We start from the raw sequence: 26675 nt of genomic DNA on the forward strand, positions 1-26675 counted from the left end.
CACGTCCGGCGACGCCGCGGACGGGGAGACCCGGTGACCGCGCTCGACGTCAGCCGACAGGACCGCCGCCGCCTGAGCACCGGCACCGCCCGCCGACGCCTGGTGGCCGTGCGGACGGTGGCGCTCCTGGCGTCCCTCGCCGGGGTCAACTACATCGTGTGGCGCTGGGCGGCCTCGGTGAACTGGCACTCGTGGTGGATCGCGGTGCCGCTGATCCTCGCCGAGACCTACAGCGTCATCGACTCCCTGCTCTTCGCCCTCGGGGCCTGGCGGCTCCGGGAGCGCGGCGAACCACCGGCGAAGCCGTCCACCGACGTCACCGTCGACGTCTTCATCACGACCTACAACGAGCCCATCGACCTGGTCGAGCGCACCGCCCGGGCCGCGAAGGCGATCACGCACCCGCACACCACCTGGATCCTCGACGACGGCAACCGCCCCGAGATGCGTGCGGCGGCCGACGCGCTCGGCATCGGCGTCATCACCCGCGGTGCCGACTGGGTGGACCGACCCCGGCACGCCAAGGCCGGCAACCTCAACAACGCCCTGCTCGCGACCCAGGGCGAGTTCCTGCTCATCCTCGACGCCGACCAGGTGCCCGACCCGGCGATCCTCGACCGCACCCTCGGCTACTTCAAGGACCCGAAGATGGCGCTCGTGCAGACGCCACAGTGGTTCGAGAACGTGCCGGACGACGACCCCCTCGGCAGCCAGGCGCCGCTGTTCTACGGTCCGATCCAGCAGTCGAAGGACGGCTGGAACGCCGCGTTCTTCTGCGGGTCGAACGCCATCCTGCGACGCGAAGCGCTCATGCAGCTCGGCATCTCGCGCTACGTGGCCGAGGTCGAGGCGTCCGTGCAGCGCACCCTCGCCACCTCGCGCAAGCTCCTCGCCCGCTCCCGTGAGACCGAGACCGACCCGCGCGTGCTCGCCGCCCTCGACGACGCCGAGGCCGTGGTGGACCAGGCGCGCGAACAGGTCCGCGCCGGTGAACCCCTCGGTGACGTGACGTACGGGTTCCAGCGGGGGATCGACGCCATCGCCTTCCGGTTCGCCGCCGCCGACCTCGAGTCCGTGCGGAACGACCTGCAGGAGCTCGCGGCGATGTCGACCGACGCCAACACCTTCGCCGGTCTCGACGACGCCGCGCTCGACGTGCTCGGCCGGCGCGAGGCTTCACCGGTCGCCGCCATCGAGTCCATCGCGGTGCTCGCCCGTGCCCTCGACGTCAACCGCGACGACGAGGCGCAGCCGATCATGCCGCTGGCGACGATCTCGGTGACCGAGGACATGGCCACGGCGATGCGCCTGCACGGCCTCGGCTGGAAGTCGGCGTACCACGACGAGATCCTGGCGAAGGGGCTGGCCCCCGAGGACCTGCCGACGATGCTCGTGCAGCGACTCCGCTGGGCGCAGGGCACCATGCAGGTGTTCTTCCGCGAGAACCCCCTGGTGCAGAAGGGGCTGTCGTGGGGGCAGCGGCTCATGTACTTCTCGACGATGTGGAGCTACCTGTCGGGGTTCGCCGCGATCGTCTACATCGCCGCCCCGGTGCTCTGCCTGTCGTTCGGGGTCATCCCGGTGCAGGCCTACAGCGTCGACTTCTTCGCCCGGCTCATCCCGTTCCTGGTGTGCAACCAGCTGCTGTTCTGGGTGGTGGCCGCCGGCAGACCGACCTGGCGCGGGCAGCAGTACTCGCTCGCCCTGTTCCCGGTCTGGATCGAGTCGGTGACCAGCGCGTTCCAGAACGTCTACCGGGGCAAGCCGCTCGGGTTCCGCGTCACCCCGAAGGTGCGCGACGAGACCGAGCAGAAGCCGCGGTGGGACCTGGTCAAGCCGCAGCTGTACGCCATGGGTGCCCTGGTCGCCGCCCTGATCATGATCGGCATCCGCTACCTGACCGGCCAGGCCGAGGGGATCGCACCGCTCGTGAACACCGCGTGGGTCGTCTTCGACCTGTTCATCTTCAGCATCGTGATCCGGGCCGTCCGGTACCGCGGGCCTGCCACCCCAGCCCAGTCCGAACACGAGTCGAGCACCGCCGGAGGACCCCTGTGAGCACCGAGACCACGTTCGAGGTCGCCGCGACGCCCGACTCCCTCGACGAGGTGCAGGACCGCTTCGCCGCGTGGTGGGACGGCCTGGGCATCGACGACGTGCGGCTCCGGTTCGCACTCGAGACCGCGTTGGCCGAGGTCGCCGCGAACATCGTCGAGCACACCGTCCGCGCCGACCGGGGGACCGGGCGCCGGTACACCGTGCACCTCGAGGCCACCGACCGGGCCCTGACCGCGGTGCTGACCGACAACGGGATGCCCGTCGACATCGACCTGAGTGCCGTCACCATGGCCGACGTCGAACAGGAGAGCGGGCGCGGTCTCGCACTCGCCATCGCGGCGCTCGACCGGTTGGAGCACCGGCACGAGCCCGGCCACAACGTCTGGACGCTTGCGTGCGACCGGTGAAGCAGCCGGTGGCCCGCGCGGTCGCCCTCCTCGTCACGATCGCCACGCTTCTGCTCGGTGGTGCGCTGCCGGCGTCGGCTGCGTCCGTGCACCCGGCGGCCGCCGTGCAGCCGGCCGAGGGGTCGACGTGGTTCGGCCCCGACCTCGACTGGGCCAGCGATTCGCCCGAGGGGTACGAGGGGCGGCTCGGCGCGACGCCGTCGATGTACGGGGTCTCCGTCGACTACCCGCTCGACCGCACGGCGAAGCAGGAGCTCCTCCGCTCAGCGCGTGCGGCTGCGACCCAGGGTGCGGTGCTCGTCGTGAGCCTCGAACCCGACCGTGAACTGCGGTCGCTCGACACCGCGGACACCCGTGCCGTCAACACCGTGTTCGAGGACCTGCACGACCAGTACGACACCCAGGTGCTCGTCCGGTTCGCACCGCAGATGAACGGCACGTGGGTCCGCTGGGGCCAGCAGCCGACCGAGTTCGTCCGGGCGTTCCGGGCGCTCGGCACGACCGTGCACGCGGGCACGTCGGACGCGCTCATGGTGTGGTCCCCGTCCTACGGTGCCGGCTACCCGTTCGGCGAGTCCGCCGGGCGGCTGCGGAACCTGTCCCCGGTCGACGTCGCGAAGGCGGACACGAACGGCGACGGACAGCTCACCGCCGCCGACGACCCGTACGGGCCGTACTGGCCGGGAGCCGAGGCCGTCGACTGGGTCGGGCTCTCGATGTTCTCGTACGGCAAGGGCGACCCGACCGAGGCCGCCGGCCGCGCCGTGCCGCTCACCCGCAGCGGCGAGGTCGAGGCCCGGTTCGACGAGGACTGGGGGTACGACCAGCCCCAGTCGGGCACGTTCTACGACCGGTTCGCGGCCGCCGACGACCGCCCGATGCTCCTCGACACCGGCGCCCTGTACAACCGCGAGCTGCAGGGCGACGCCGAGCTCCAGGTCAAGCGGAGCTGGTGGCGGCAGGTGCTCGCCGCGGTGCAGGAGCGTCCGCTGATCCGGGGCATGACCGTGCTCGAGGCGGAGCGACGCGAGCCCGAGGCCGGCAACCGCGTGGCCGACTGGCGACTCACCGCGGACCCGGGCGTCGCGGGGTCCTTCCGCGCCGACCTCGAGCGGTCCGGTGACTTCGCCTTCGGTCCGGTCACCGACCGCGTGACCGTGCAGCAGGGCAACGCCGCGATCTCCCAGGAGTACGAGACCGGCGGCGAGCAGATGGCATGGATCGTCTGGCTGGCCGCCGGCCTGGCGATCGTGTTCCTGCTGAGCGGGGTGTTCGGCCGGCTCCTGCCGAGCTGGCGCTACCCCGACGACGGCAAGCCCGGCCGTGACCTGCGGCTCGACCTGTTCCGCGGGTTCATCATCCTCGCCGTGGTGATCACCCACATCGAGATCGGCGGGCCGTACTCGTACCTCACGCTGCATGCCGTCGGCGCGATCACCGGCGCCGAGATGTTCGTGTTCCTGTCCGGCATGGTCCTCGGCATGACGTACCCGTTCGCCGTGAAGAAGTTCGGCGAGTGGGCGGCGGCCGTCGGGGCGTGGAAGCGCGCGCGCAAGCAGTACGTCGTCACGCTCGTGGTGATCCTGGTGGTCTTCGCGCTGAGCTTCGTCCCGTTCCTGAACACCGATGCCATCACCACGTTCACCGACCGCGGCACGGGCACCGGCGGTGTCGACGCCGAGGGCCGGGTCTACGACCTGTACCCGAACGCGATGCAGCTGCTCGCCTACCCGCCGCCCTGGTACGCGATCCGGCAGTTCCTGCTGCTCGAGATGGGGCCGTGGCCGTTCAACATCATGGGCTTGTTCGTGGTGCTGAGCCTGTTCATCCCGGCGTTCATCTGGGTGATCCGCCGCGGGTTCTGGTGGGCACTGCTCGCCGCCAGCTGGGCGCTGTACGTGTTCCAGGCGCTCAACCCCGACTTCCGTCCGCTGAACTCCCAGTTCGAGGCGGTGTTCCCCCTGTTCACCTGGCAGGTCGTGTTCACCCACGGGCTCGTGCTCGGGTACTACCGGCGGCAGATCGTCGGCGCGCTCACCGGGCGTCTCGGCAAGGTCCTGGTCGGCGTCGCCGTCGCCGGGTACGCGGCGTTCCTGGTCTACGTGTGGGCCGGCGACCACTTCGGGTTCACCCCGGTGCCGTTCCCGGCGACGATGTACGAGTCCCTGTACAACACGGCGTACCAGCGGGTGGACCTGCAGTGGGGTCGCCTGGTGGACATCGCGTTCTTCGCGATCGTGTCCTACGCGATCCTCACGGTGTTCTGGAAGCCCATCGCCGCCGCCATCGGCTGGCTCTGGATCCCGCTCGGGCAGGCGAGCCTGTACGTGTTCGTCTGGCAGGTGTTCTTCGCCCTGGCGATCGCCTCGATCCCCGGTGTGCCGTGGGGCGACTTCTGGATCGGGTTCGTGGTGCACACGGCGCTGATCCTGCTGGCCTGGTACATGGTCCGCAAGAAGTTCCTGTTCTCCGTCATCCCGCGCTGAGCGGGTGCGCGCGGCGCCGCGCAGCGCGCAGCACATGGTGAGCAGGAATGGTCGGGTCCGACGTGCGGACCCGACCATTCCTGCTCACGAAGCGAGGGCAGACGGACAGGAGGCCCGTGGCGGCGTCGCCACGGGCCTCCTGTCCGTCATGCGCTCACGCGATCCGCGTGACGCTCAGCGGTGTCGGGTCCACGGGGTCCGGCGGGACCGGGAGCGACCCGCGGATCTGGTTCTGCGCCTGGCAGTCGCTGGTGCAGTTCGTCGCACCCTGCGACAGTTCGACGGCGTCCTCGCCGAGTACCCCGCCCAGACGCCCGCCGGGCTGGACCGTCCACGTGGTCGTCGTCGTGGTCTGCGAGGTCTTCGTGGCGACCTGCGGGCTGTCCTTGCCGAGGAGCATCTGGTGGGCACCGCTGCCCGCGGACACCGCGGCCATGCCGTCGCCGAAGTTGATCTTGCCCGTGTACGGGTTCGTGAAGTAGAACAGGCCCGCCCCGAGGGTGTGGGTGAACGTCACCGGCCCCGCGAACTCGGTCTCCATCTGGAAGATGCCGCCCTGGGCGCCGTCCTTCGCCTGGACCTTGAGCTTCCCGGCCCCCGTCGAGAAGATCGCGACGAGGGTGTCGTCCTTGACCTCGAGCGACGAGAGCTTCGTGCTGGCGAGCTGCGCGGCGGTGAGCGACGGGACCTTCGACGCGAACACCACGGTCGGCTTCGTCACCATGCGCTGCGTGTCCGCGGCGCCGGTCAGCGTGTAGTCGTACACGCCGAGGTCGGCGATCCGGATGTCGAAGCCGTTGTGCTTGCCCCGGACCGCGATCGTGCCGGCGACCGCGACGTCCCGGATCTTCAGCTCCTTGCCCTGGGCGGGGTTCGTCGTGACCCCGTTCACGGTGACGGCGTAGTCACCGCCGGTCGAGGTCTTGCCGGACGCGTTCGCGGGGGAGACCCCGACGAGGGCAGCGGCGACGACGGTGCCGAGGGCGATCGCGGCGGCGATGCCGGTACCGCGTCGGCGTGAGCGCTGGGTGTGCATGGGTGCCTCCTGGTGGGCCTGTCTGGCCGGTACGACGATCGTCGCCGCCAGCCCCACTCCGCACCATCGGACCTTGGTACTAGTACCCCGGCAGCAGCGTGCAGCAGGGCACGGTCACCAGCCGTGGTCGCGGGCCCAGAGTGCGGCGCTCGTCCGGTCGGCGACGCCGATCCGCCGGAACAGCGACCCGACGTGCACCTTCACGGTCCGCTCCGCGATGCCGAGTTCCGTGCCGATCTGCCGGTTCGACATGCCGCGGGCGATGCGGACGAGCACGTCCCGTTCCCGGGGCGGGAGCTCCGGGCCCCGGTCCGCGGCGGCGCCGGCGGCTGCTCCGGGCAGGAGCGCCCGGGCCACCCGGGGGTCGATCGGCGTCTCGTCGCGCGCTGCGGCACGGACCGCCTCGACCACGTCGTCGGGCGCGGCGTCCTTCAGCAGGTACCCGGTGGCACCCGCGGCCAGGGCGGCCCGGACCCGCTGGTCGTCGGAGAACGTCGTGAGCACGAGGACCCGGACCGACGGCAGCAGGGTCCGCACCCGCCGGGTCGCCTCCACACCGCCGGCACCGGGCATCGACAGGTCCATCACGACGACGTCGGGCCGCAGCGTCGGCACGAGCGCCACCGCCGCTTCGCCGGTGGCCGCCTCGCCGACGACCTCGCAGTCGTCGGTCGTCGCGAGCACCGCGCGCAGCCCGCTCCGGACCAGCGCGTGGTCGTCGACCAGCAGGACCCTCACCGCAGGGCCTCCGCGTCGACGGGGACCCCGAGGTCCCAGGTGGTGCCGGCACCCGGAGCGGTCCGGAGCAGCAGGGACCCGCCGGTGTCCTCGGCGACCTCGCGCAGCAGGGTCGTGCCGAGGTGTCCGGTGCGGCCGCCCTCGACGACCACGGCGGGGTCGAAGCCCGCCCCGTCGTCGTGCACGACCACCCGGACCGAGCCGACGGCCTGCGTGACCGTGACCTCGACCCGGCCTGCGCCGGCGTGCTTGACGGCGTTCCAGACGGCCTCGCGGACGAACCGGACGACCGCGAGCAGCGCGGCGGGGGACGCGTCGACGGCGTCCGGCACCCGCACGGTGGTCGCGAGCCCCGCTGCACGCGCGCGGGCACAGGCGTCGTCGAGGGCGGCACCGAGTCCCTCGGGCGTCGGAGCCGCCGGCCGGATCGTCGCCATCGAGGTCCGCAGCGACGACACCGCACCCCGGAGCACGGCGGCGGCGTCACGCGTGGCGGGATCGGCACCGAGGGACAGTGCGAGTCCGGCGACGTCCTGCACCGGTCCGTCGTGCAGCTCGGCGGCCATCCGTCGGCGTTCCGCGGCCTCGGCGTCGAGCGCGCGACCGAGCAGCCGCTCCCGCAGGCGCTGCCCGGAACGGATCCGCAGCAGCAACCCGAGCAGCAGCGGCACCAGGAGCGCGAGCACCACCGCCACCGTGCCGAACGCCAGGACGGCGAACGACCGTCGCAGGTCCGCGGCGCGCGCGAGCACCTGGTCGTACGGCTGGTACGCCTCGAACAGCAGCGCCTCGCCGGACGGCGTGTGCACCGCCTGGTACGCCTCGAGCAGCGGCCCGTGCCCGCGCTCGTAGCGGTTCTCCGGCTCGGTCAGGTCGGACACCTCGGCGTCGGAGCGGTCCGACTCCAGCGCCTCCTGGTCCTCGTCGGACAGCGGGAAGCGCTCGCCGACCAGTCGACGTTCGTCCGACCAGAGCACCGTGCCGTCGGCCGCCCAGAGCTTCATCCGGACCGCCGACCCGGCGCGCAGCTCACCGGCCACCGCGTCGTCCAGGCGCGTCCGTGCGGCAGCCCGGTCGACGGCGGAGCGGGACGGGTCGGCGACCGCGTCGAGCAGTGCGGGTTCGACCACGACCCGTGCGAGCGCCGCGGTGTCGCTGGTCGCGTCACGGACGGCGAACGACTCCGCGATGCGTTGCGCCACCAGGGTGCCGGCGGTCGCGACCGCGGCGCCGCCGACGACCGCGGCGAGCACGACGCCGACCAGGACGAGCCGCCAGGGCGTCCGGCCGGTCCTCCGGCGCGGGTCGGCCGCGACGAGCACGACCGGCTCTGCCGCCGTGTCACTGTCCGACGACCGTTGTCCGTGCACCCGGACACCGTAACCGGCGGCGTCCCCACCGGGCGCGCGTGGGGCCCGGATCGCCGCAGAACGCAGGCCTGGAGGCCCGTGGCGGCGTCGCCACGGGCCTCCAGGCCTGCTCGGGGTGCGTCGTACCGCACATGGTGAGCAGGAACGGTCGGGTCGCGGTGCGCGACCCGACCGTTCCTGCTCACGAAGCGGGCAGCCGCTCGCGCAGGGCGCCGCGGACCGACTCCCACCCGGCCAGGCGGTCGCGGATCGCGTCGTCCTGCTCGGCGGCCAGGGCGTCCCGGTGCGCCTGTTCGAGCACCTCGTCGATGACGACCCGGCGGCCGCTGCGGGCCGAGGTGATGGCTGCGTCGACCATCGTGAGGCTCATCACGTTGCCGTGCACCTCGCCGTCCGGCACCTCGCCGGAGCGGACCGCCCGGACGAAGGACGCCAGCGACCCGGCGATCTCGTGCCCGACCGACGGCGCAGCGGCAGGGGAACCGGGGGTGCCGTCGAGGTCGCTCGACGGGTCGTGGTCGCCGTCCCAGAGCGCCGTGCCGGCCGCTCCGGAGGCACGCCAGTCGCCGTTCCACGAGGTCTCGGCACCCGGCGCGCACCACGAGCCGTCGTAGACGTAGCGGACGTCGTCCTCGAACGTGAAGACGGCTGCGGCGGCCGCGTCGCCCCGGTACCAGGACCACGACGGGTTCCACGACTCGCAGTACACCGACACCGGGTCGCGTTCGAGCACGTACCGGGCGGAGTCGAAGGCGTGGATGGCCATGTCGAGCAGCAGGACGTCGTCCATCTCCTCGCGGAACCCACCGAAGTGCGGCGCCTTCGCGAACCGGGTGCTCAGCCCGCCCACGGCACCGAGGTCGCGGACGTGCTGCCGGAACGCGACGAGCTGGTCGTTGTACCGGCGGGACTGCGACACCATGAACAGCTTGCCCGTGGCCTCGGCGGCGGCGGCGAGCGACAGCGCTTCGGCGACGGTCTGCGCTGCCGGCTTCTCGCCGAGCACGGGGAGCCCGGCACGGAGCGCCTGCAGGGTGACCGGGTGGTGCGCGACCGGCACGGTGATGTCGAGGACGGCCTCGGCACCGGTCTCGGCGGCCAGCACGGTCAGGTCCGTGCCGACCGGGATCGACGGGTCGCCGGCGTGCTCGGCCCCGGCGCGGGCGGCGTCGAGGTCGAGGTCGACGATGCCGACCAGCTCGACCTCGGGGTCGGCGGCGACGGTGGCGAGCCAGGCCCGCCCCATCCCGCCGGCGCCGACCTGCAGGACGCGGAGGGGGCTCACGCCTGTGCCCCGTCGCGCTCGGCCACGGGCTCGGCGGTCTCGGGCTCGGCGTCGTCGGGCTCCGCGTCGTCGAACGGGCCGCGGTAGTGCTGCCCGTCGAAGTACTCGCCCAGGTCGTAGCGGCGGAGCGTCGGGATCTCCCGCTCCCGCTCGGGCCGCGCCCACTCGGCACCGTTCGCGATCACGCGGCGGACGTCCGGGTGGTGGTAGACGGGGAAGTCCTGGTCACCGGGGGAGAAGTAGAAGATCTTCCCGAGGCCGCGGCGGTAGGTCATGCCGCTCCGGAACACCTCGCCGCCCGTGAAGCCCGAGATGAACACGAGCTCGTCGGGCGTCGGGACGTCGAAGTACTCGCCGTACATCTCCTGCTCGGGGATGACGATCGGGTTCGGCACCCCGCGGGTGATCGGGTGCTGCGGGTTGACGGTCCAGACGAGCTCCTGGTCGTGCTCGCTGCGCCAGCGGAGGGTGCAGGTGGTGCCCATCAGCTTGCCGAAGATCTTCGACCAGTGGCCGGAGTGCAGGACGAGCAGCCCCATGCCGGAGAGCACGTGCTTGTGCACCCGGTCGACCACGGCGTCGTCGACGTCCTGGTGTGCGGCGTGCCCCCACCAGGTGAGGACGTCGGTGTTCGCGAGGACCTCGTCGGTGAGGCCGTGCTCGGGCTCCTGCATGGTGGCGGTCCGGACGACGGCCTCGGGCAGGTGCTCGCGGATGCCGTCCGCGATCGCGCCGTGCATGCCGTCGGGGTACCGCTCGGCGACGTGCTGCTCGACCTGTTCGTGGACGTTCTCGCCCCAGACGGTGATGCGGAGCGGGGTGGTGGTCATGGTGTGTGCCTTTCGGGGGTGGTGAGACCCGGTCACTTGACTGCGCCGCCGGTGGCCCCGGCGGCGATGAACTTCTGCGCCACGAGCAGCAGCACGATGGCGGGGATCGAGGCCATCACCGCGGCGGCCATGACGGTCGACCAGTCGGCGGTGAAGGTGCCGATGTAGTTGTAGATGCCGAGGGTGATCGGCCGGACGTCCTCGGTGGTGGTGAGGGTCAGGGCGAACAGGAAGTCGCTCCAGGTGAACAGGAACGTGAACAGCCCGGCGGTGATCAGGGCGTTGGCGCTGATCGGCACGACGACCGAGCGGAAGGCCCGGAAGTTGCCGGCACCGTCGACCTTGGCGGCCTCGATGATCGACGGCGGGATGTTCTGCATGAACGCCCGCATGATCAGGATCGCGAAGGGCACGCCCGCGGTGCTGTCGGCCAGGATCAGCCCGGGCACGGTGTTGAGCAGGCCGAGGTCGTTGTACGCGGCGTACAGGGCGTTCGCGACGACGATGCCCGGGATCATCTGCGAGATGAGGATGCCGAACAGCACCGCGTTGATGCCCTTGACCTTGAACTGGGCGAGCGCGTAGGACGCCGGCGTCGCGATGAGCAGGCTGACGACGACGCTGCCCAGGGCGATCACCAGGCTCGTGACCAGGGCGCCGCCCTGGTCGGCGATGGCCTGCGCGTAGCCGCCGAGCTGGGCGTTGATCGGGAACCAGGCGGCCTCGATCGCGGAGCCGGCCGGCTGCAGCGAGATGTTGATCATCCAGTAGACGGGGAACAGCATCACGGCGAGGATCAGGATCCCGACGCCGGACAGCACCCACTGCTTCGCGCTCGTGGGACGGACGGGCCGCCGGGCACCGCGGGTGACCACCGCGCGGGTCCGGAGGGCGTCGGTGGTGGACGCTGCGTCAGTCATCGACGGCCTTCCTGTTGAGGCGGAGGTAGACGATCGCGAACAGGGCGGAGATCACGATGAGGATGTTGCTCAGCGCGGCGCCCTGCCCGAAGTCGAACTGCTTGAACGACAGGTCGTAGGACTGGGTCGCGATGGTCTGGGTGGCGTTCGCCGGCCCGCCGTTCGTCAACCCGAGGATGATGTCGAGCACCTTGATCGTGTAGACGACGCCGAGCACGAGCGTGACGCTCACGACGGGTCGCAGCATCGGCCAGGTGATCGCCCAGAAGGCCTTCCACCCGGTCGCGCCGTCGAGTGCCGCTGCCTCGTACAGCTCGGTGGGGATGTCCTGCAGACCGCCGTACAGGATCGTGGTGTTGAACGGGATCCCGATCCAGATGTTCACCGCGATGACGGTGATGAGCGCCACGGCGGGACTCGTCAGCCACGGGACCGACGGGACGCCGAAGGTGCCGAGGAACTGGTTGACGACGCCCGAGTCTTGGTCGAGCATCCACTTCCAGACCGCGCTCGAGACGATGAGCGGCAGCAGCCAGGGCAGCAGGAGCAGCGAGCGCAGGAGGCCGGACAGCGGGAAGTTCCGTCGGAAGAACAGGGCGAGCAGCAGGCCGAGGACGAACTGGCCGACGATCGACCCGATCGTGAACAGCGCCGTGTTGAGCATCGCCGTGCCGAACAGCTGGGACGACACGACCGAGGCGTAGTTCGCCAGGCCGACCCACGGCGCCTCGCCCGTGTAGAACGTCGACGTCGTGTACGCCTGGAAGCTCATGACGATGTTCTTGACCACCGGGTAGCCGAAGAACAGCAGCAGGAACAGGACGGCCGGCAGCAGGAACAGCAGCTGCGCGATCCGTTCGAAGCGCAGCGAGCGGCCCGGGCGGGGCCGCCGGGACGGAGCGGGTGCTCCGTTCCCGGCGGCCCGCCGTGGGGCGACGGGGGTCGCGGTGCTCGTCATGCTCAGTTGCTCGACTGCGCGTTCTGCAGGGCGTCGGCCGGGGAGTCCTGCCCGGTCAGCGCCGACTGCACGGCCGTGTAGATCTTCGTCGCGGCCTTGGGCCAGTCGGCACCGAGCTCGCCGGTGCGGGCGCGGGCGTCGGCGACGAGGTCGACGAACACCTGCTCCTCGGGGACGTCCTTGCCGAACTGCTGGGCGACGTCGGTCTTCGAGGGGATCGTGTAGCGCAGCTTCGCCATCGCGAGCTGGTTCGCGTCGCTGTTCATGCAGTCGACGATCTTCGCCGCGACGGCCTGCTTCGCCTTGTCACCGGTGTTCGGGACGGTCCAGACCTCGCCACCGAGCGGGGCCACGGCCTTGTCGCTGGCGGACTGCACGGGGATCTGGGCGATCCCGTAGTCGACCTTCGACTCCTTCAGCCCGGGGATCTGCCACGGGCCGTTGATCATCATCGCGGCCTTGCCGGCCATGAACTGGTCGTTCACGTCGGCCTGGGTCCAGTTCACGACGCTCTTCGACATCGAGCCGTCGTCGACCAGGCCCTTCCAGAGCGACAGTGCTTCCTCGGTCTCCGGGGTCGCGATGTCCTTCTCGTCGCCGCCGTTCGACCACATGAACGGCAGGAACTGCCAGGTGCCCTCGTACGTGGCGTTGGCGTCGACGGCGAACCCGTACTGGTCGCCCTCGGTGAGCTTCGCCGCGGCGGACTGCAGCTCGTCCCACGTCTTCGGCGGGGTGACACCGGCCTCGGACAGCGCCTTCTTGTTGTAGAAGAGCGCGATGGTGTTCACGGTGGGGGCGAGGCCGTAGACCTTGTCCTCGTAGGTCCCGGCCTGCAGCACGCCCTTGGCGTAGCCGTCGGTCGAGATGTCGTAGTCGGACAGCGGCGACAGCGCACCGGTCTCGGCGATCTGCTGCAGATCCGGGTTGTCGAGCATCAGGACGTCCGGCAGGGTCTTCGACGACGCCTGCTGCAGGACCTTCTGGATGAGCGACGAGCCGGGCACCAGGCTGCGCTTGATGGTGACGTCGTTCTCGGCCCCGCACTTGTCGAGGTACTCGCCGATGACCTTCTTGTCGTTGCCCTGGTTGTAGTAGTCGAGCACGGTGATGGAGTCCACCTTGCCGCCGGAGCTCGCGGACGAGCCGCCGGAACAGCCGGCGAGGACGAGGGGGACGGTCGCCAGCATGGCGACCGCGCTGAGGACCGGGGCGATCCTGCGGTGTCGAGGCTTCATTGCTTCGCTCTTCTCTGGATGGTTGCCGGACACGAGTCGAACGTGTCGCTCGTGGATCGGGGACGACCGGACCAGAACCGCTCCGTCGCGTCCCGAGTGGGGTCGAAGTTAGCATCGAAGCGGTTAGATGGTAAAGCGCTTAGACGAACTTTTTCGGACACCGCCCCCGCTACAGTGAGCGGGACAGGGTGAGGGAGCGGCATGGCGACGATGCAGCAGGTCGCCGACCGGGCGGGCGTCTCGATCGCGACGGTGTCCTTCGTCGTGAACGGCAACAAGCGCGTGTCCGCCGACACCCGTGCCCGGGTCACGGCGGCGATGCGCGAGCTCGGCTACCGGAACAACGTGGTCGCCCGGGCGCTGGCGTCGCGCCGCACCCGGATCCTCGCGCTCGTGTTCCCGGTGCTCGAGCACCGGCTCGGCCAGACCGCGCTGCAGTTCTTCACGAGTGCCGCGAGCCGCGCCTCGGAGCTCGGGTACCACCTGGTGCTCTGGCCGGCGGTGACGACGGCGGACGACGTGCAGGAGCTCATCTCCGGTGGTCTCGCCGACGGGGTCGTGGTGATGGAGGTCACGATGCACGACCCCCGGATCGCCCGTCTGACCGAGCTCGAGGTCCCGTTCGTCGCGATCGGCCGCACCGCCGACCCCTCGGGCATCTCCTACGTCGACATCGACTTCGAGCGCACCGTCGAGGACGCCCTCGACCACCTCACCGGGCTCGGGCACCGTCGGATCGGCCTCGTGGTCGAGGACCTCGACGGCACCACCATGGCCGACTACGGGCCGAAGGTCCGCTCCGAGGCGGCGTTCCACGCCGGCATCGAGCGCCGCGGACTGACCGGCACCGTGGTCGCCGCCGGTGCCTCGGCCGAGGGCGGTCGTCGTGCGGCGGCGGACCTGCTGGCGCACGACCCCGACGTCACGGCCGCGATCATCATGAAGGACGACTCGAACTTCGGGCTGGTCAGCGGGTTGCGGGCCGGCGGTCGGCGGGTGCCCGAGGACGTCTCGGTCATCGCGATCGTGTCCTCCGACGGCGCCGGCGCCGCGACCGAACCGGTGCTCACGACGCTGAACGCCCCCGGCCCGGAGCTCGGCCGCCTGGCGGTCGAGTCGCTGGTCGACCGCCTCGAGGGCGGCAGCACCGAGCGCACCCACACGCTCATCCCGTGCGCCCTGCACCTGGCCGACTCGACGGCCCCCGCCCCCGCCTGACCCCCTGCCGGACTGGAGGCGCGGGTCGGCCCCATCTGCGAAAGCGACAGATCTCCGCCAACGGTTCGCGGCACACTGTCGCTTTCGCGGGGACTGACGGGTTCGGCCGTGCGGGTTCTGTCGCTTTCGCGACCACCTGGCGGCCTGGAGGCGCGGGTCGTCCCCGCCACGCGCCTCCCGTCCGCCGCCCCGCGGGCCCACGCCCCCACCCGCGAAAGCGACAGATCCCTGCGGACGTTCCGCGGCAGGGTGTCGCTTTCGCGACAGCGACAGCGACAGCGACGGCGACCGCGCCGCCGCCTGGCGGACAGACCAGGCTCCGCCTGGTTGTGTGGACGTACAGGTTCGCAGCACCACACGTCGAGGAGGACGGATGGCAATCGACCGGAGGACGTTCATGCTCGGGGGAGCGGGGGTGCTGCTGCTCGCCGGCTGCTCCACCCGACCCGAGCGCACGCGCGTCGAGGACTGGCCCACCGAACCGCCCGAGGGCGAGGCGACGATCAGCTGGTGGGCCGGCCAGGTCGCCTCGAAGGACGGCGGTGACCTGCGCCGCCGGCTCATCGCGGAGTTCCAGAAGGAGCACCCGAACATCCGCGTCCGGATCGTCAGCGCCCCGAGCGACACCGACACGAACCGCACCAGCCTGACGACCCAGATCGCGGCCGGCAGCAGCACGCCGGATGTCTACCTGGGTGACGTCGCCTGGCCCGGGCAGTTCGCGAAGAACAAGCTCGCGACCCCCGTGAACCAGCTCGTCGGCGAGGACTTCTTCGACCAGTTCCCCGAGGGCCTGCGGCTGGCGGCGAGTGTCGACGGCACGTACTACATGTTCCCGCTCTACATCGACGAGTCGTTCTTCCTGTACCGGAAGGACCTGCTCGCGAAGCACTCCCTGCAGGTGCCGGGGTCGTGGGAGGAAGTGCGCGAGACCGCCGCGAAGCTCGTGGACTCCGGCGACGTGTCGTACGGGTTCGCGTTCCAGGGCGACGTGTACGAGGGACTGACCTGCAACGTCACCGAGTTCGTCGCCGACGCGGGCGGGTCGTTGCTCAACGACGACCTCACGAAGCCCGAGACGACGAGCTCCGAGACCAAGCGCGCGTTCGAGTTCATGCGGTCGCTGGTCACGTCGGGAGCGTCGCCACGGGCCACCCTGACGTACCAGGAGCAGGACACCAACGACGCCTTCTCCGGCGGCCGCGCGGCGTTCCTCCGCAACTGGTCGTACGCGTGGGGGATCGCGAACGGCCCGGACAGCAAGGTCGCCGGCAAGGTGGGGCTCGCCGCCCGGCCGACGTTCGACGGCATGGACGAGCACCACTCGACGATCGGCGGGTGGGGGAACTACATCAACCCGCACACCCAGGAGCCCGCGGCGGCACTGACCTTCGCGCGCTGGATGTCGAGCGAGACCGCGCAGCAGTTCCTGACCCGCGAGGGCGGGGTCCTGCCGGCCCGAAGCGCCTCGCTCGTGAGCGAGGACGCGAAGCGGCAGGAGCGCCCGACCTACGACACGGCCGCCGGCATCACGCTCGTGCCCCGCCCGACCTCGACCGCCTACTACCCGAAGGTCTCGCAGGGCGTCTACCAGAACGGCAACAGCATCCTCGGCGGACAGGCGTCCGTCGACGGCGGCACCAGCGCGATGGCCTCCGCCATCTCGCTCGCACTGCAGGGAGCAGCGCTGTGAGCGCCGGCACGGCGACACGACCGGCACGGCCTGGAGGCACGGGTCGCGTCGATCCGCCGCCCCGGCCGACGGGGCGGTCACGTCTCGACCGCATCCGCTCGCGGGGCGCGTGGGGCTTCGCGGCACCGGCGCTCCTGGTGGTCGCGGCGGTGACGATCTTCCCGGTCGTGTACTCGGTCGTCCTGAGCTTCGCGGACGTCGAGGTCGGCTACGAGGGCTTCACGATCCAGTCGTTCGGGTTCGACAACTACGCGGCCCTGCTGCAGAGCGCCGACTGGTACCGGGCGCTGGGCTTCACGGTGCTCTACACGGTGGTGACGGTGTCGGTCGAGCTGGTGCTCGGCATGCTCGTCGCCCTGGTGCTCGAGCGGCTCGGGGCCACCCGCGGCTGGATGCTCGCGCTCATGCTCATCCCGTGGTCGCTCGTCACCATCGTCAACGCGCAGCTGTGGAAGTACATCTACGACAGCACCTACGGCGTCGCGACGTGGTTCTTCGGCCTGTTCGGGGACGCGCCGGTGATCCTCGGCGAACCGGTGCCCGCGATCACCGGGCTGATGGTCGCGGACATCTGGAAGACGACGCCGTTCGTCGCGATCATCCTGCTCGCCGGGCTCGTGCAGATCTCCGAGGACCACTACGAGGCCGCCGAGCTCGACGGTGCGAGCACCTGGCAGACGTTCTGGCGCGTGGTGCTGCCGCAGCTCACCCCGACCCTGACGATCGCGGTGCTGTTCCGCATCCTGCAGGCGTTCGGGGTCTTCGACCTGCCGTTCGTGCTGACGAACGGTGGACCGGGCACCGCCACCCAGTCGCTCGCGATCATGGGCTACAAGGTGCTCTTCCAGGACATCAACATCGGACCGGGCGCGGCGATCGCGACCTCCACCGCGGTCATCGTCGCGGCCGGGTGTCTGCTGTTCCTCCGGGCGTTCCGGAACCAGGCGAAGGGAGGGGACGACTGATGCCCCGTCAACGTGTGCGCAAGGGCTGGCGCAAGTGGGTCAACACCGTCAACGTCAGCGGTGTCGTCATCGCGGTGCTCACCGCGCTGCCGCTCTACTGGCTCGTCACGACGTCGCTCAAGCCGGCGTCCGAGATCGGGCAGTCGCCGCCCACCGTCTGGCCGCAGTCGTTCACCTTCGACAACTTCGTGGTGGCCTTCCGCGACAACGCGCTCGGCCAGTACATGGTGAACAGCGTCATCGTTTCGGTGTCGACCACGGTGATCGTGCTCGCGCTGGCGTTCCTCGCCGGGTACGCCCTGGCCGGCCGGTTCATCCGGGGGCGCACGGCGATCATGACCTCGCTGCTCATGCTGTCGGTGTTCCCGGCGATCGCGGTGCTGACACCGCTGTACCTGCTCGAGCGCAACCTCGGGCTGCTCAACTCGTACCCGGGCCTGATCGTGCCGTACGTGGCGTTCAACCTGCCGTTCGCCATCTGGATCATGCGGAACTACCTGCAGGGGATCCCGTCGACGATCGAGGAGGCGTCCGAGATCGACGGCGCCGGGGCGTGGCGGACCGTGCTGTCGGTGATCCTGCCGATGGCCAAGCCGGGCCTGTTCACGGTCGGCGTCTTCACCTTCACGGCCTCGTGGAGCGAGTTCCTGATGGCACTGACCTTCAACAGCGAGAACTCGTTCCGGACGATCCCGGTCGGCATCGCGCTCTTCGGGACGCAGTTCACGGTGCCGTTCGCGCAGATCTTCGCCGCGAGCGTCGCTGCGACGGTGCCGATCGTCATCCTGGTGCTCGTGTTCCGCCGCTCGATCGTGTCCGGTCTGACCTCCGGCGCCGTCAAGGGGTGACCGGTGTCCGGCATGCGGAGATAGGTAGGGAACTTACCTAGCTGCGCATGCTGGACATTCGTCCGGACGTCGACCTGACCGCCCGTACCCTGCCGTCAGGGGCTCGGTGCGCCGAGATCGACGGCTGCGACGATGCGGTCGATGATCCGCACGAACCTGGCCCGCTCCCGTTCCGAGAAGGAGGCCATCAGGTCGTGCAGGTGCTTGTTCGTGCCGTCCATCGCGCGCGCGTAGTCGCGGCGGGCAGCATCGGTCAGCTCGATGTACCGGCTGCGGCCGTCGTCGGGGTTCGGGACACGACTGAGGTGTCCGCTGTGCTCGAGGCGGTCCACCATGCCGGTGACCGCCGGGCCGGTGAGCCCCAGGTGCTTCGACAGGTCCTTCACGCGCACCGTCCGACCCGCTTCCTCGGCACGCGAGACGAACTGCAGCAGCGTCAGGTCTCCGCCGGAGACGCCGAGTTCGTCGCGCAGTCGGCCGCGCAGTTCGGAGACCGCGGCCTCGAGCCGGGTCAGCGCCGCGTCCAGGTCGACATCGCTCACGACAACGCCCCCTCTGAACGGGTCTCGTCCGGGTCACGATACGCCGCAGTCACCGCCCCAGCGTATCCACATAACGCGGAGCGTGGAACGGTGCGGGTGACGGCATCGGGAGCGAGGCGCTGTGGCTGACCCCGTCCCGACCCCACAGGGCGCCGAACGCGCCGGTGAACCGGTGCGTTTCGAGGTCTCGGGCGGGGATCCCGACTCGGCCGAGCGCGACCTCGCCGCCGTCCACGGCGCGGATCGGTGGTCCGTCCGGCGCATCGACGACGACTTCTCGTACCGGTACACAGCCGTCGGGGACTCCGACGTGAGCATCCGGCGCTCGCAGCTCCGCGGTGCCGTGCGCGGCTCGGTGCCCGTCGGTGCCGACTACGTGGTGACGTGGATCACCAGCGGGACCGCGCACCTGGACTCCGGGCGCGTCCGGATGGAGTTGCGCCGGGACGTCCCCGTGCTCCTGCCGCCCGAGGACGACTTCGTGTTCACGGCCGAGGACCACGACCAGCGGTTGGTGCACTTCGGGCGGGAGTACGTGCACCGCGTCGCGTTCGAACACCTGGAGGTCGACGCCACACCACTGCGGTTCGACCCCACCCGCGCGCCGGAACCCGACACGGCGGAGCGCTGGCAGGGGGCACTCGTGGCGCTGTCCCGGGCACTGCGCGCCGAGGGGCCCGACTCCGACGCGTGGCACGAGGCCAAGCGGTCGGCGGCCACCGCGTTCCTGGACACCTTCCCGCCGCAGGCGGACGACCTGCCCGCGGTGCTCGGCCTGCCGCGGAACGCCCGGCTGCGGGCCGCCGTGGAGTACATCCACGCGCACGCCGCCGAGTCCGTCACGGTCCAGGAGCTGTCCGAGGTCGCCGGCCTGAGCGTGCGGTCGGTGCAGGAGTCCTTCCGCCGGGTCTTCGACGTGTCACCGCTGACCTACCTGCGCGAGGTCCGGCTCGACCGGGTGCGCGGAGAACTGCTCGAGCTCGACCCGCAGGCCGGGATCGTCGGCGACGTCGCGCGGCGGTGGGGGTTCGCCCACCTCGGCCGGTTCTCGGCGGCCTACGCGGCCCGGTTCGGCGAGTACCCGAAGCAGACCCTGCGACGCTGACGACGCCGGGTGCTCAGCGGCCGGATGCCGGCCTCGGCACGGGGCCGGTGCTCGCCCGCACCCGCAGGGTCGTGGGGAGCCGGACGTGGTCCGTGGTCGGTTCGCCACGGAGCATCGTCAGGAGCATCTGCACGGCGTGCGACCCGAGTTCGGCGAGCGGCTGCGACACCGTGGTGAGCGGCGGGGTCGTGGTGGACGCCTGCGGCACGTCGTCGAAGCCCACGACGGACAGGTCCTGGGGGACGCGGAGCCCGACCTCGGCCGCGGCACGGAGCACGCCGATCGCCGACGAGTCGTTCGCGGCGAACACCGCGGTGGGGCGGTCGGCGAGGGTCAGGAGCTCGCGGGCGACGGCCGCGGACTGGTCCTCCTGGTAGCCGCCGTCACGCAGCAGGCACTCGTCGACCGTGATGCCCGCGGCCGTCAGGGCCGAGCGGTACCCGGCCGCGCGGAGCTGGGCGGAGGCCAGGTCGGCGCGTCCCTGCAGGTGCGCGATGCGGGTATGTCCGAGTGACAGCAGGTGTTGGACGGCCTGCACCGCGCCGGCCTCGTTGTCGGCGTCGACGGTGGCGTGCCCCTCCGGCCCGGTGTGCGGGTCGATCGCCACGACGGGGATCGACGAGCTCGACAGCGCCGTGGTCGGAGTGACGACGATCGCGCCGTCGATCAGGGTGCCGGAGAGGCGGGACAGCGACCGGCGCTCCCAGCCGGGTCGATCGGCGCCGGTCATCAGGCCGGCGTAGGCGAGCAGCTCGTAGCCGGTGCCGGTGGCCGCCCGCGAGATGCCCCGGAGCAGCTCGGTCGAGAACGGCTCGAACTCGGGCACCAGGATGCCGACGACCCCGGTCCGCGAACTCCGCAGGCTCCGCGCGACCAGCGAGGTCTCGTACCCCAGGTCCTCGACCACCTGCTGCACGCGGAGCATCGTGGCGGGTGCGACCCCGTCGCGCTGGTTGATCACCTTGGACACCGTCGGGATCGAGACCCCGGCCACCCGCGCCACGTCGCCGATCGTCACCCGGCCGGCACCGGGACGCGCGCCGAGTGCCGAGTCCATGTGCACACCGTACCGCTGCGGCACCATGCGATCGGGTAAGAAAACGTTATCGATATCGATTGACATCGACCTGGAGCAGCAGGCATGCTCTCCGCAGCGGCAGTCGATGTCGCGCATGTCAACGACGACACTTCAGGAGTTCCACGATGACGAGGAAGATCCGTGCCGCGGCAGCCATCGCGCTGATCGGGGCCACAGCACTGGTGGCCAGTGGGTGCTCGGCGGGCAGCGATGCCTCCGAGGACGGCGGGAAGGTCACGATGACCTTCTGGCACAACTCGACCACCGGACCTGGCAAGGCCTACTGGGCCTCGACGGTGAAGGCGTTCGAGGAGAAGTACCCGAACGTCACCATCAAGACCCAGGCGATCCAGAACGAGGACCTGGACGGCAAGCTCCAGACCGCCCTCAACTCCGGCGACGCCCCCGACGTGTTCCTGCAGCGCGGCGGCGGCAAGATGGACGCGATGATCGCTGCCGGGCAGCTCATGGACATCTCCGACTCCATCAGCGCCGACGCGAAGAAGTCCATCAGCGCGGGCACGTTCGCCGGGTACGAGAAGGACGGCAAGACCTACGCCATGCCGGGCGCGGTGCTCCCCGAGGGCATCTGGTACTCGAAGGACCTGTTCAAGGAAGCCGGCATCGAGGGCACGCCCACGACCATGGACGAGCTGAACGACGCGATCACGAAGCTCAAGGCCAAGGACATCGACCCGGTCGCCGTCGGCGCGAAGGACGCGTGGCCGGCCGCCCACTGGTACTACAACTTCGCGCTCCGCGAGTGCAGCCAGAAGACCCTCGAGGACACGGCGAAGTCGCTGAAGTTCGACAACGCCTGCTGGACGAAGGCCGGCGAGCAGCTCGAGGACTTCAACGCCACCAAGCCCTTCAACAACGGCTTCCTGACCACCGCAGCCCAGCAGGGCGCCGGCAGCTCCGCCGGTCTCCTCGCCAACCACAAGGCGGCCATGGAGCTCATGGGCGCGTGGGACCCGGGCGTGATCGCGTCGCTGACGCCGGACGCCAAGCCGCTGCCCGACCTCGGTTGGTTCCCGTTCCCCGCGATCGACGGTGGCAAGGGTGACCCGAAGTCGATGATGGGTGGTGTCGACGGCAACTCCTGCTCGGCGCAGGCCCCGAAGAAGGCGTGCACTGACTTCCTGAACTTCATCGTGCAGAAGGACAACCAGGAGGGCTACTACAAGGCCTTCAACGCCATCCCGGTGAACAAGGAAGCCCAGTCGGTCGTCGACTCGGACTACCTGAAGACGGCCCTGGCCGCCTACCAGGAAGCCCCGTTCGTCTCGCAGTACCTCGACACCCTGTACGGCCAGAACGTCGGCAACGCGCTGAACACCAGCGTCGTCGACCTGCTCGCCGACAAGGGCAGCGCGAAGGACATCGTCGAGACCACCAACCAGGCTGCGGCCAAGGGCTGAGCATGACCCTCGACACCTCGCTCGGTACGACTCCGACCACCGGGTCGGACACGGCCGCGGGGACGTCCCCGGCGGGGAGCGGTTCGCCGCTCCCCGCCGGTCGGCGGACCAAGCGCCGCATCGCGGACTGGCGCAAGCGCGTCGAGATCGCGGTCCTCGCCGGACCCGCGGTCATCGTCTTCGTCACGTTCGTGATCCTGCCCGTGGCGCTCGCCGCCTACTACGGGTTCTTCAAGTGGCAGGGCTACGGCCCGCCCACCGACTTCGTCGGGCTGCAGAACTACCTGATCATCTTCCAGGACAAGGCGTTCCACGCGGTCCTGATGCACAACGGCTTCATCGTCGTGCTCTCCCTGGTGCTGCAGGGGCCGATCGCGATCGTGCTCGCACTGCTGCTCAACCAGAAGATGCACGGCCGAGGACTCGTCCGCGTGCTCGTCTTCGTGCCGTACGTCATCTCCGAGGTGATCGTCGGCACCGGGTGGAGCCTGATGCTCCAGTCGAACGGCGCCGTGAACGACCTGTTCCAGAGCATCGGCCTGGGCGGGCTCCGTGCGGACTGGCTGTCGAACCCCGACATCGCCATCTGGACGCTGCTCGTGATCATCTCGTGGAAGTACATCGGCTTCGCGGTGATCCTGTTCCTCGCCGGCCTGCAGAGCATCCCCGAGGAACTGTTCGAGGCCGCCGCCATCGACGGCGCCGGCTACTGGCAGATCCAGCGGCGCATCACGCTGCCGCTGCTCGGTCCGACCATCCGCATCTGGGCGTTCCTGTCGATCATCGGCTCGCTGCAGCTGTTCGACCTCGTCTACATCATCTGGGGGCAGTACATCGCGTCGACCGCGGGCACCTCGACGATGGCGACGTACATGGTCGCCAACGGCCGGACCTCGGGCAACTTCGGCTTCGGCAGCGCCGTCGCGGTCGTGATGTTCGTGATCTCGCTCGTGGTCGCCCTGATCTACCAGCGCTTCGTGCTCCGCCGCGACACCGCGGGTGCACTCACCGAGAGGAAGAACTGATGGCCACCACGAGCATCGTCGCCCCCGGGCGCCGGGCCGTGCGGGAGCGCCGGTCCAGTGCCGCGATCGGACGCGCGAACCCGCTGACGTACGTCGTCGCGATCCTGTTCGTCGCCGCCAACCTGGCACCTGTGCTCTACATCGTGCTGGGCGGCTTCCGGACCAACTCGCAGATCACCACGAGCCCCGCCGGACTGCCGGCACCGTTCGAGTTCGGCAACTACGGGTCCGTGCTGTCCAGCGGCATCTTCTGGCAGCAGCTCGGCAACTCCACGATCAGCGCCGTCACGACCACCCTCGGGGTCGTCGTGCTCGGGCTGATGGTGAGCTTCGTGCTCGCCCGCTACCGGTTCGCCGGCCGCGGGGCGCTGTACGCCCTGTTCGCTGCTGGTCTGATGTTCCCGATCACCGTCGCGATCACCCCGCTGTACCTGCTCGTCAAGGACCTCGGTCTGACGAACAGCCTGGCCGGCGTGATCCTGCCGCAGATCGCGTTCGCGCTGCCGACCACCGTCATCATCCTGGTGCCGTTCCTGCGGGCGATCCCCGACGAGCTCGAGGAGGCCGCGTCGATCGACGGAGCGAGCCGTCTCGGGTTCTTCTTCCGGATGGTCGTGCCGCTGTCGCTGCCCGGCGTCGTCACGGTCGGCATCCTGGCGTTCATCGCCAGCTGGAACAGCTACATCCTGCCGCTGTTCATCCTGAACAACGAGGCGGCGTACACCCTGCCGCTCGGGGTCCAGTCGTTCTCGTCGCAGTACTCCGTCGACACCGCCAAGGTGCTCGCGTTCACCTCGATGTCGATGATCCCGGCGCTCGTGTTCTTCACGATCTTCCAGCGCCGCATCGTCGGCGGCCTGACCGGGGCGGTGAAGGGGTGACCGCGACGGACGCGACGCAGACCGCCGGACGCGACCCGCGCCTCCAGACCGACAGCGCGACGGACGCGACCGCGACCGCCGCCGGACCCCGCGCCGACGCCCTGCTCGCCGTGATGACCCTCGACGAGAAGGTCGCGCAGCTCGTCGGCTACTGGCTCGACCAGAACGGCGTCGTCGCCCCCATGCAGGGCGAGATGGCGGCCGTGCAGCAGGGCAGCACCCTGGCGGACATCACCCGCGACGGCATCGGGCAGTTCACCCGCGTCTACGGCACCCGCCCCGTCGAACCCGACGAACGTGCCGCCTGGCTCTGGGCCGAACAGCGCCGCCTGCAGCGCGAGACCCGGCTCGGGATCCCGGCGCTCGTCCACGAGGAGTGCCTGACCGGGCTCGCCGCGTGGAAGGCCGCGACGTTCCCGACCCCGCTGGCGTGGGGCGCGTCGTTCGACCCGGAGCTCGTCGAGCAGGTCGGCGCCGCGATCGGTGCGTCCATGCGCCAGCTCGGCGTCCACCAGGGGCTCGCACCCGTGCTCGACGTGATCCGTGACCCCCGCTGGGGCCGGGTCGACGAGTGCATCGCCGAGGACCCGTACCTGGTCGGCACGGTCGGCACCGCGTACGTGCGTGGCCTGCAGTCCGCCGGGGTCGACGCGACGCTGAAGCACTTCCTCGGCTACTCGGCGTCGCAGGCGGGGCGGAACCACGCCCCCGTGCACGCCGGGGCCCGCGAGGTCGCCGACGTGTACCTGCCGCCGTTCGAGATGGCGCTGCGCGACGGCGGCGCCCGGAGCGTCATGAACTCGTACGCCGAGATCGACGGCGTGCCCGTCGCGGCGAACGGCGAGCTGCTCACCGACCTGCTCCGCGACCGGCTCGGCTTCGACGGCACCGTCGTCGCGGACTACTTCTCGGTGGCGTTCCTCGAGGTCATGCACGGCATCGCCGCCGACCGTGGCGAGGCCGCGGCGCTGGCGCTCGAGGCCGGCATCGACGTCGAGCTCCCGACCGGTGACGCGTACCTCGCGCCGCTGGTCGAGCGGGTCCGCAGCGGGCAGGTGGACGAGGCACTCGTCGACCGCGCCGTGCTCCGGGTGCTCCGGCAGAAGGAGCGGCTCGGCCTGCTCGAACCGGACGCGTTCGCCGAGGACGCCCCGACCGGGATCGACCTCGACACCCCGCTGCACCAGGCACTCGCACGCCAGCTGGCGGCGAAGTCGCTCGTGCTGCTGTCGAACGACAGCGGCAGCGCCAACAGCGGCACCGCCGACGGTGGCACCGTCGACAGCACCACCCCCGTCCTCCCGCTCGCACCGGGGGCCTCCGTCGCCGTCATCGGCCCGAACGCCGACCGAGCCGAGGCCCTGCAGGGCTGCTACTCGTTCGCCAACCACGTGCTCGCCTCGCACCCCGACCTGCCGCTCGGCTTCGCGATCCCGACCGTCCGCGAAGCCGTCGCCCGGGCCCTCGGCCCGGCAGCGGTCCGCTTCGCAGCGGGCTGCGCCGTCACGGGCGACGACCGGGCCGGTTTCGCCGACGCGGTCGCCGTGGCCTCCGCCTCGGACGTCGCGGTGGTCGTCGTCGGCGACCAGGCCGGGCTCTTCGGCCGCGGCACGGTCGGCGAGGGCAACGACACCGAGTCGCTCGACCTGCCCGGCGTGCAGCGTGAGCTGGTCGAGGCCGTCGTCGCGACCGGCACCCCCACCGTGATGGTGCTGCTCACCGGCCGGCCGTACGCGATCGGCTGGGCGCTCGACGGCGACCAGCCGCGTCCGGCCGCGGTCGTGCAGGCGTTCTTCCCGGGCGAGGGCGGCGGGCTGGCGATCGCCGACCTGCTCACCGGCGCGGCCTCGCCCTCGGGCCGCCTGCCGCTGTCCCTGCCCCGGTCCGCCGGCGCGCAGCCGTTCACGTACCTGCACCCCCGGCTCGGCGGTCCGTCGGACGTCACCGCCGCCGACTCGACGCCGGTGCGGCCGTTCGGCTTCGGCCTCGGCTACACCGACTTCGCCCACGACGAGCTCGTCGTCGACCCGGACGTCCGTTCCGACGGCGTCTTCACCGCGTCGGTGACGGTCCGGAACACCGGGTCCCGTGCCGGCGAGGACGTCGTGCAGCTCTACGGGCACGACGTGCACGGCAGCGTCACCAGGCCCGAGGTGCAGCTCCTCGGCTACGCGCGGGTCGCGCTCGCCGCGGGGGAGTCCGCGCGGGTCCGCTTCCGCGTCCCGGTGCAGCGCTTCGCGTTCACCGACCGTCGGATGCGCAAGGTGGTCGAACCCGGCGACGTGCAGGTCTGGGTCGCGTCGCACGCGGCGGCGTCCCGGCCGGGAGGCCCGGTGGCAGCGGGTGGGATCGTCGCCTCGGGCGACGGGCCGGTCCGACACCCCGTCCCCGGCACCGCCACGGCGCGCGCCACCGTCGCGGTCACCGGCTCGGTCCACGAGGTCACCCTCGACGACCCCCGCCTGGTGGAGTGGTCGCTCGTCTGACCTGGTGACGGACCACGCGCCCTGGGCGTGACCGGGAGACGGACGGGAGGCGCGGTGCGGGCTCGCACCGCGCCTCCTGTCCGTCAG

Annotated in this window: 22 protein-coding genes; 12 read left to right on the forward strand and 10 right to left on the reverse strand. The window is 70.8% G+C overall.

What is annotated here, in order from left to right; all coding sequences use genetic code 11:
- Positions 1-102: 102 nt before the first annotated feature.
- The 3 genes from DEJ03_RS13665 to opgC are packed head-to-tail and all read left to right on the forward strand — an operon-like array spanning position 103 to position 4951.
- Positions 103-2058: a glycosyltransferase gene (locus DEJ03_RS13665; protein WP_258370828.1), complete on the forward strand. Its 1956-nt coding sequence runs from the start codon at positions 103-105 to the stop codon at positions 2056-2058.
- Positions 2055-2465 carry an ATP-binding protein gene (locus DEJ03_RS13670; protein WP_110865011.1) on the forward strand — a complete coding sequence of 137 codons (411 nt, stop codon included), beginning with the start codon at positions 2055-2057 and terminating at the stop codon, positions 2463-2465. Before DEJ03_RS13665 ends, DEJ03_RS13670 begins: the two co-directional genes overlap by 4 nt.
- The gene (opgC, locus tag DEJ03_RS13675; protein ID WP_146237733.1) at positions 2462-4951 is read left to right on the forward strand and encodes an OpgC domain-containing protein; all 2490 of its coding nucleotides are present in this window, start codon (positions 2462-2464) and stop codon (positions 4949-4951) included. Before DEJ03_RS13670 ends, opgC begins: the two co-directional genes overlap by 4 nt.
- Positions 4952-5105: 154 nt before the next feature.
- Here the strand turns inward: opgC and DEJ03_RS13680 are convergent, their stop codons facing one another.
- The 8 genes from DEJ03_RS13680 to DEJ03_RS13715 all read right to left on the reverse strand — a co-directional run bounded on the left by DEJ03_RS13680 (position 5106) and on the right by DEJ03_RS13715 (position 13326).
- Positions 5106-5987: a hypothetical protein gene (locus DEJ03_RS13680; RefSeq protein WP_110865013.1), complete on the reverse strand. Its 882-nt coding sequence runs from the start codon at positions 5985-5987 to the stop codon at positions 5106-5108.
- A 114-nt stretch (positions 5988-6101) separates the two neighbouring features.
- Complete coding sequence (locus tag DEJ03_RS13685; protein ID WP_110865014.1) at positions 6102-6725, reverse strand: response regulator transcription factor; 624 nt, start codon at positions 6723-6725, stop codon at positions 6102-6104.
- Positions 6722-8095, reverse strand: coding sequence for an ATP-binding protein (locus DEJ03_RS13690; protein WP_110865015.1), 1374 nt, complete (start codon positions 8093-8095; stop codon positions 6722-6724). The genes DEJ03_RS13685 and DEJ03_RS13690 overlap by 4 nt, the downstream gene beginning before the upstream one ends.
- Before the next feature lie 181 nt (positions 8096-8276).
- Entirely contained in the window at positions 8277-9380 is a 1104-nt protein-coding gene (locus DEJ03_RS13695; RefSeq protein ID WP_071405201.1) for a Gfo/Idh/MocA family protein, read from the reverse strand.
- A complete protein-coding gene (locus tag DEJ03_RS13700; RefSeq protein WP_110865016.1) occupies positions 9377-10210 on the reverse strand; it encodes a ThuA domain-containing protein in 834 nt (277 codons plus the stop codon). Before DEJ03_RS13700 ends, DEJ03_RS13695 begins: the two co-directional genes overlap by 4 nt.
- A 32-nt stretch (positions 10211-10242) precedes the next feature.
- On the reverse strand, positions 10243-11130 hold the full coding sequence (locus tag DEJ03_RS13705; RefSeq protein ID WP_084740987.1) for a carbohydrate ABC transporter permease: 888 nt from the start codon (positions 11128-11130) through the stop codon (positions 10243-10245).
- Positions 11123-12088 carry a carbohydrate ABC transporter permease gene (locus DEJ03_RS13710; protein WP_110865017.1) on the reverse strand — a complete coding sequence of 322 codons (966 nt, stop codon included), beginning with the start codon at positions 12086-12088 and terminating at the stop codon, positions 11123-11125. The genes DEJ03_RS13705 and DEJ03_RS13710 overlap by 8 nt, the downstream gene beginning before the upstream one ends.
- 2 nt (positions 12089-12090) lie before the next feature.
- Positions 12091-13326, reverse strand: coding sequence for an ABC transporter substrate-binding protein (locus tag DEJ03_RS13715; protein WP_110865018.1), 1236 nt, complete (start codon positions 13324-13326; stop codon positions 12091-12093).
- A gap of 201 nt (positions 13327-13527) precedes the next feature.
- Here DEJ03_RS13715 and DEJ03_RS13720 point away from each other — a divergent pair, with 201 nt between their 5' ends.
- From DEJ03_RS13720 to DEJ03_RS13735, 4 genes are all read left to right on the forward strand, one after another.
- Positions 13528-14544: a LacI family DNA-binding transcriptional regulator gene (locus tag DEJ03_RS13720; protein ID WP_253183720.1), complete on the forward strand. Its 1017-nt coding sequence runs from the start codon at positions 13528-13530 to the stop codon at positions 14542-14544.
- 373 nt (positions 14545-14917) lie between these two features.
- On the forward strand, positions 14918-16237 hold the full coding sequence (locus DEJ03_RS13725; RefSeq protein ID WP_110865019.1) for an ABC transporter substrate-binding protein: 1320 nt from the start codon (positions 14918-14920) through the stop codon (positions 16235-16237).
- On the forward strand, positions 16234-17202 hold the full coding sequence (locus tag DEJ03_RS13730; RefSeq protein ID WP_171907805.1) for a carbohydrate ABC transporter permease: 969 nt from the start codon (positions 16234-16236) through the stop codon (positions 17200-17202). Before DEJ03_RS13725 ends, DEJ03_RS13730 begins: the two co-directional genes overlap by 4 nt.
- Complete coding sequence (locus DEJ03_RS13735) at positions 17202-18050, forward strand: carbohydrate ABC transporter permease (protein WP_027464448.1); 849 nt, start codon at positions 17202-17204, stop codon at positions 18048-18050. The genes DEJ03_RS13730 and DEJ03_RS13735 overlap by 1 nt, the downstream gene beginning before the upstream one ends.
- A gap of 95 nt (positions 18051-18145) precedes the next feature.
- Here the strand turns inward: DEJ03_RS13735 and DEJ03_RS13740 are convergent, their stop codons facing one another.
- Positions 18146-18592: a MarR family winged helix-turn-helix transcriptional regulator gene (locus tag DEJ03_RS13740; protein ID WP_071405206.1), complete on the reverse strand. Its 447-nt coding sequence runs from the start codon at positions 18590-18592 to the stop codon at positions 18146-18148.
- Between the two features lie 121 nt (positions 18593-18713).
- Here DEJ03_RS13740 and DEJ03_RS13745 point away from each other — a divergent pair, with 121 nt between their 5' ends.
- A complete protein-coding gene (locus DEJ03_RS13745; protein WP_110865020.1) occupies positions 18714-19697 on the forward strand; it encodes an AraC family transcriptional regulator in 984 nt (327 codons plus the stop codon).
- Positions 19698-19710: 13 nt separating this feature from the next.
- Here DEJ03_RS13745 and DEJ03_RS13750 read toward each other — a convergent pair whose 3' ends face one another.
- Positions 19711-20754, reverse strand: a complete 1044-nt coding sequence (locus DEJ03_RS13750; protein ID WP_181422725.1) for a LacI family DNA-binding transcriptional regulator — start codon at positions 20752-20754, stop codon at positions 19711-19713.
- Between the two features lie 146 nt (positions 20755-20900).
- Here DEJ03_RS13750 and DEJ03_RS13755 point away from each other — a divergent pair, with 146 nt between their 5' ends.
- The 4 genes from DEJ03_RS13755 (at position 20901) to DEJ03_RS13770 (ending at position 26588) form a co-directional block, all read left to right on the forward strand.
- Complete coding sequence (locus tag DEJ03_RS13755; RefSeq protein WP_027464451.1) at positions 20901-22196, forward strand: ABC transporter substrate-binding protein; 1296 nt, start codon at positions 20901-20903, stop codon at positions 22194-22196.
- Between the two features lie 2 nt (positions 22197-22198).
- A complete protein-coding gene (locus DEJ03_RS13760; RefSeq protein ID WP_027464452.1) occupies positions 22199-23221 on the forward strand; it encodes a carbohydrate ABC transporter permease in 1023 nt (340 codons plus the stop codon).
- Positions 23221-24102: a carbohydrate ABC transporter permease gene (locus DEJ03_RS13765; protein WP_017886791.1), complete on the forward strand. Its 882-nt coding sequence runs from the start codon at positions 23221-23223 to the stop codon at positions 24100-24102. Before DEJ03_RS13760 ends, DEJ03_RS13765 begins: the two co-directional genes overlap by 1 nt.
- 113 nt (positions 24103-24215) lie before the next feature.
- Complete coding sequence (locus tag DEJ03_RS13770; RefSeq protein WP_375342295.1) at positions 24216-26588, forward strand: glycoside hydrolase family 3 N-terminal domain-containing protein; 2373 nt, start codon at positions 24216-24218, stop codon at positions 26586-26588.
- The last annotated feature ends 87 nt before the right edge of the window (positions 26589-26675 follow it).

Source organism: Curtobacterium sp. MCLR17_043, assembly GCF_003224215.1.
Taxonomy (GTDB): Bacteria; Actinomycetota; Actinomycetes; order Actinomycetales; family Microbacteriaceae; genus Curtobacterium; species Curtobacterium flaccumfaciens.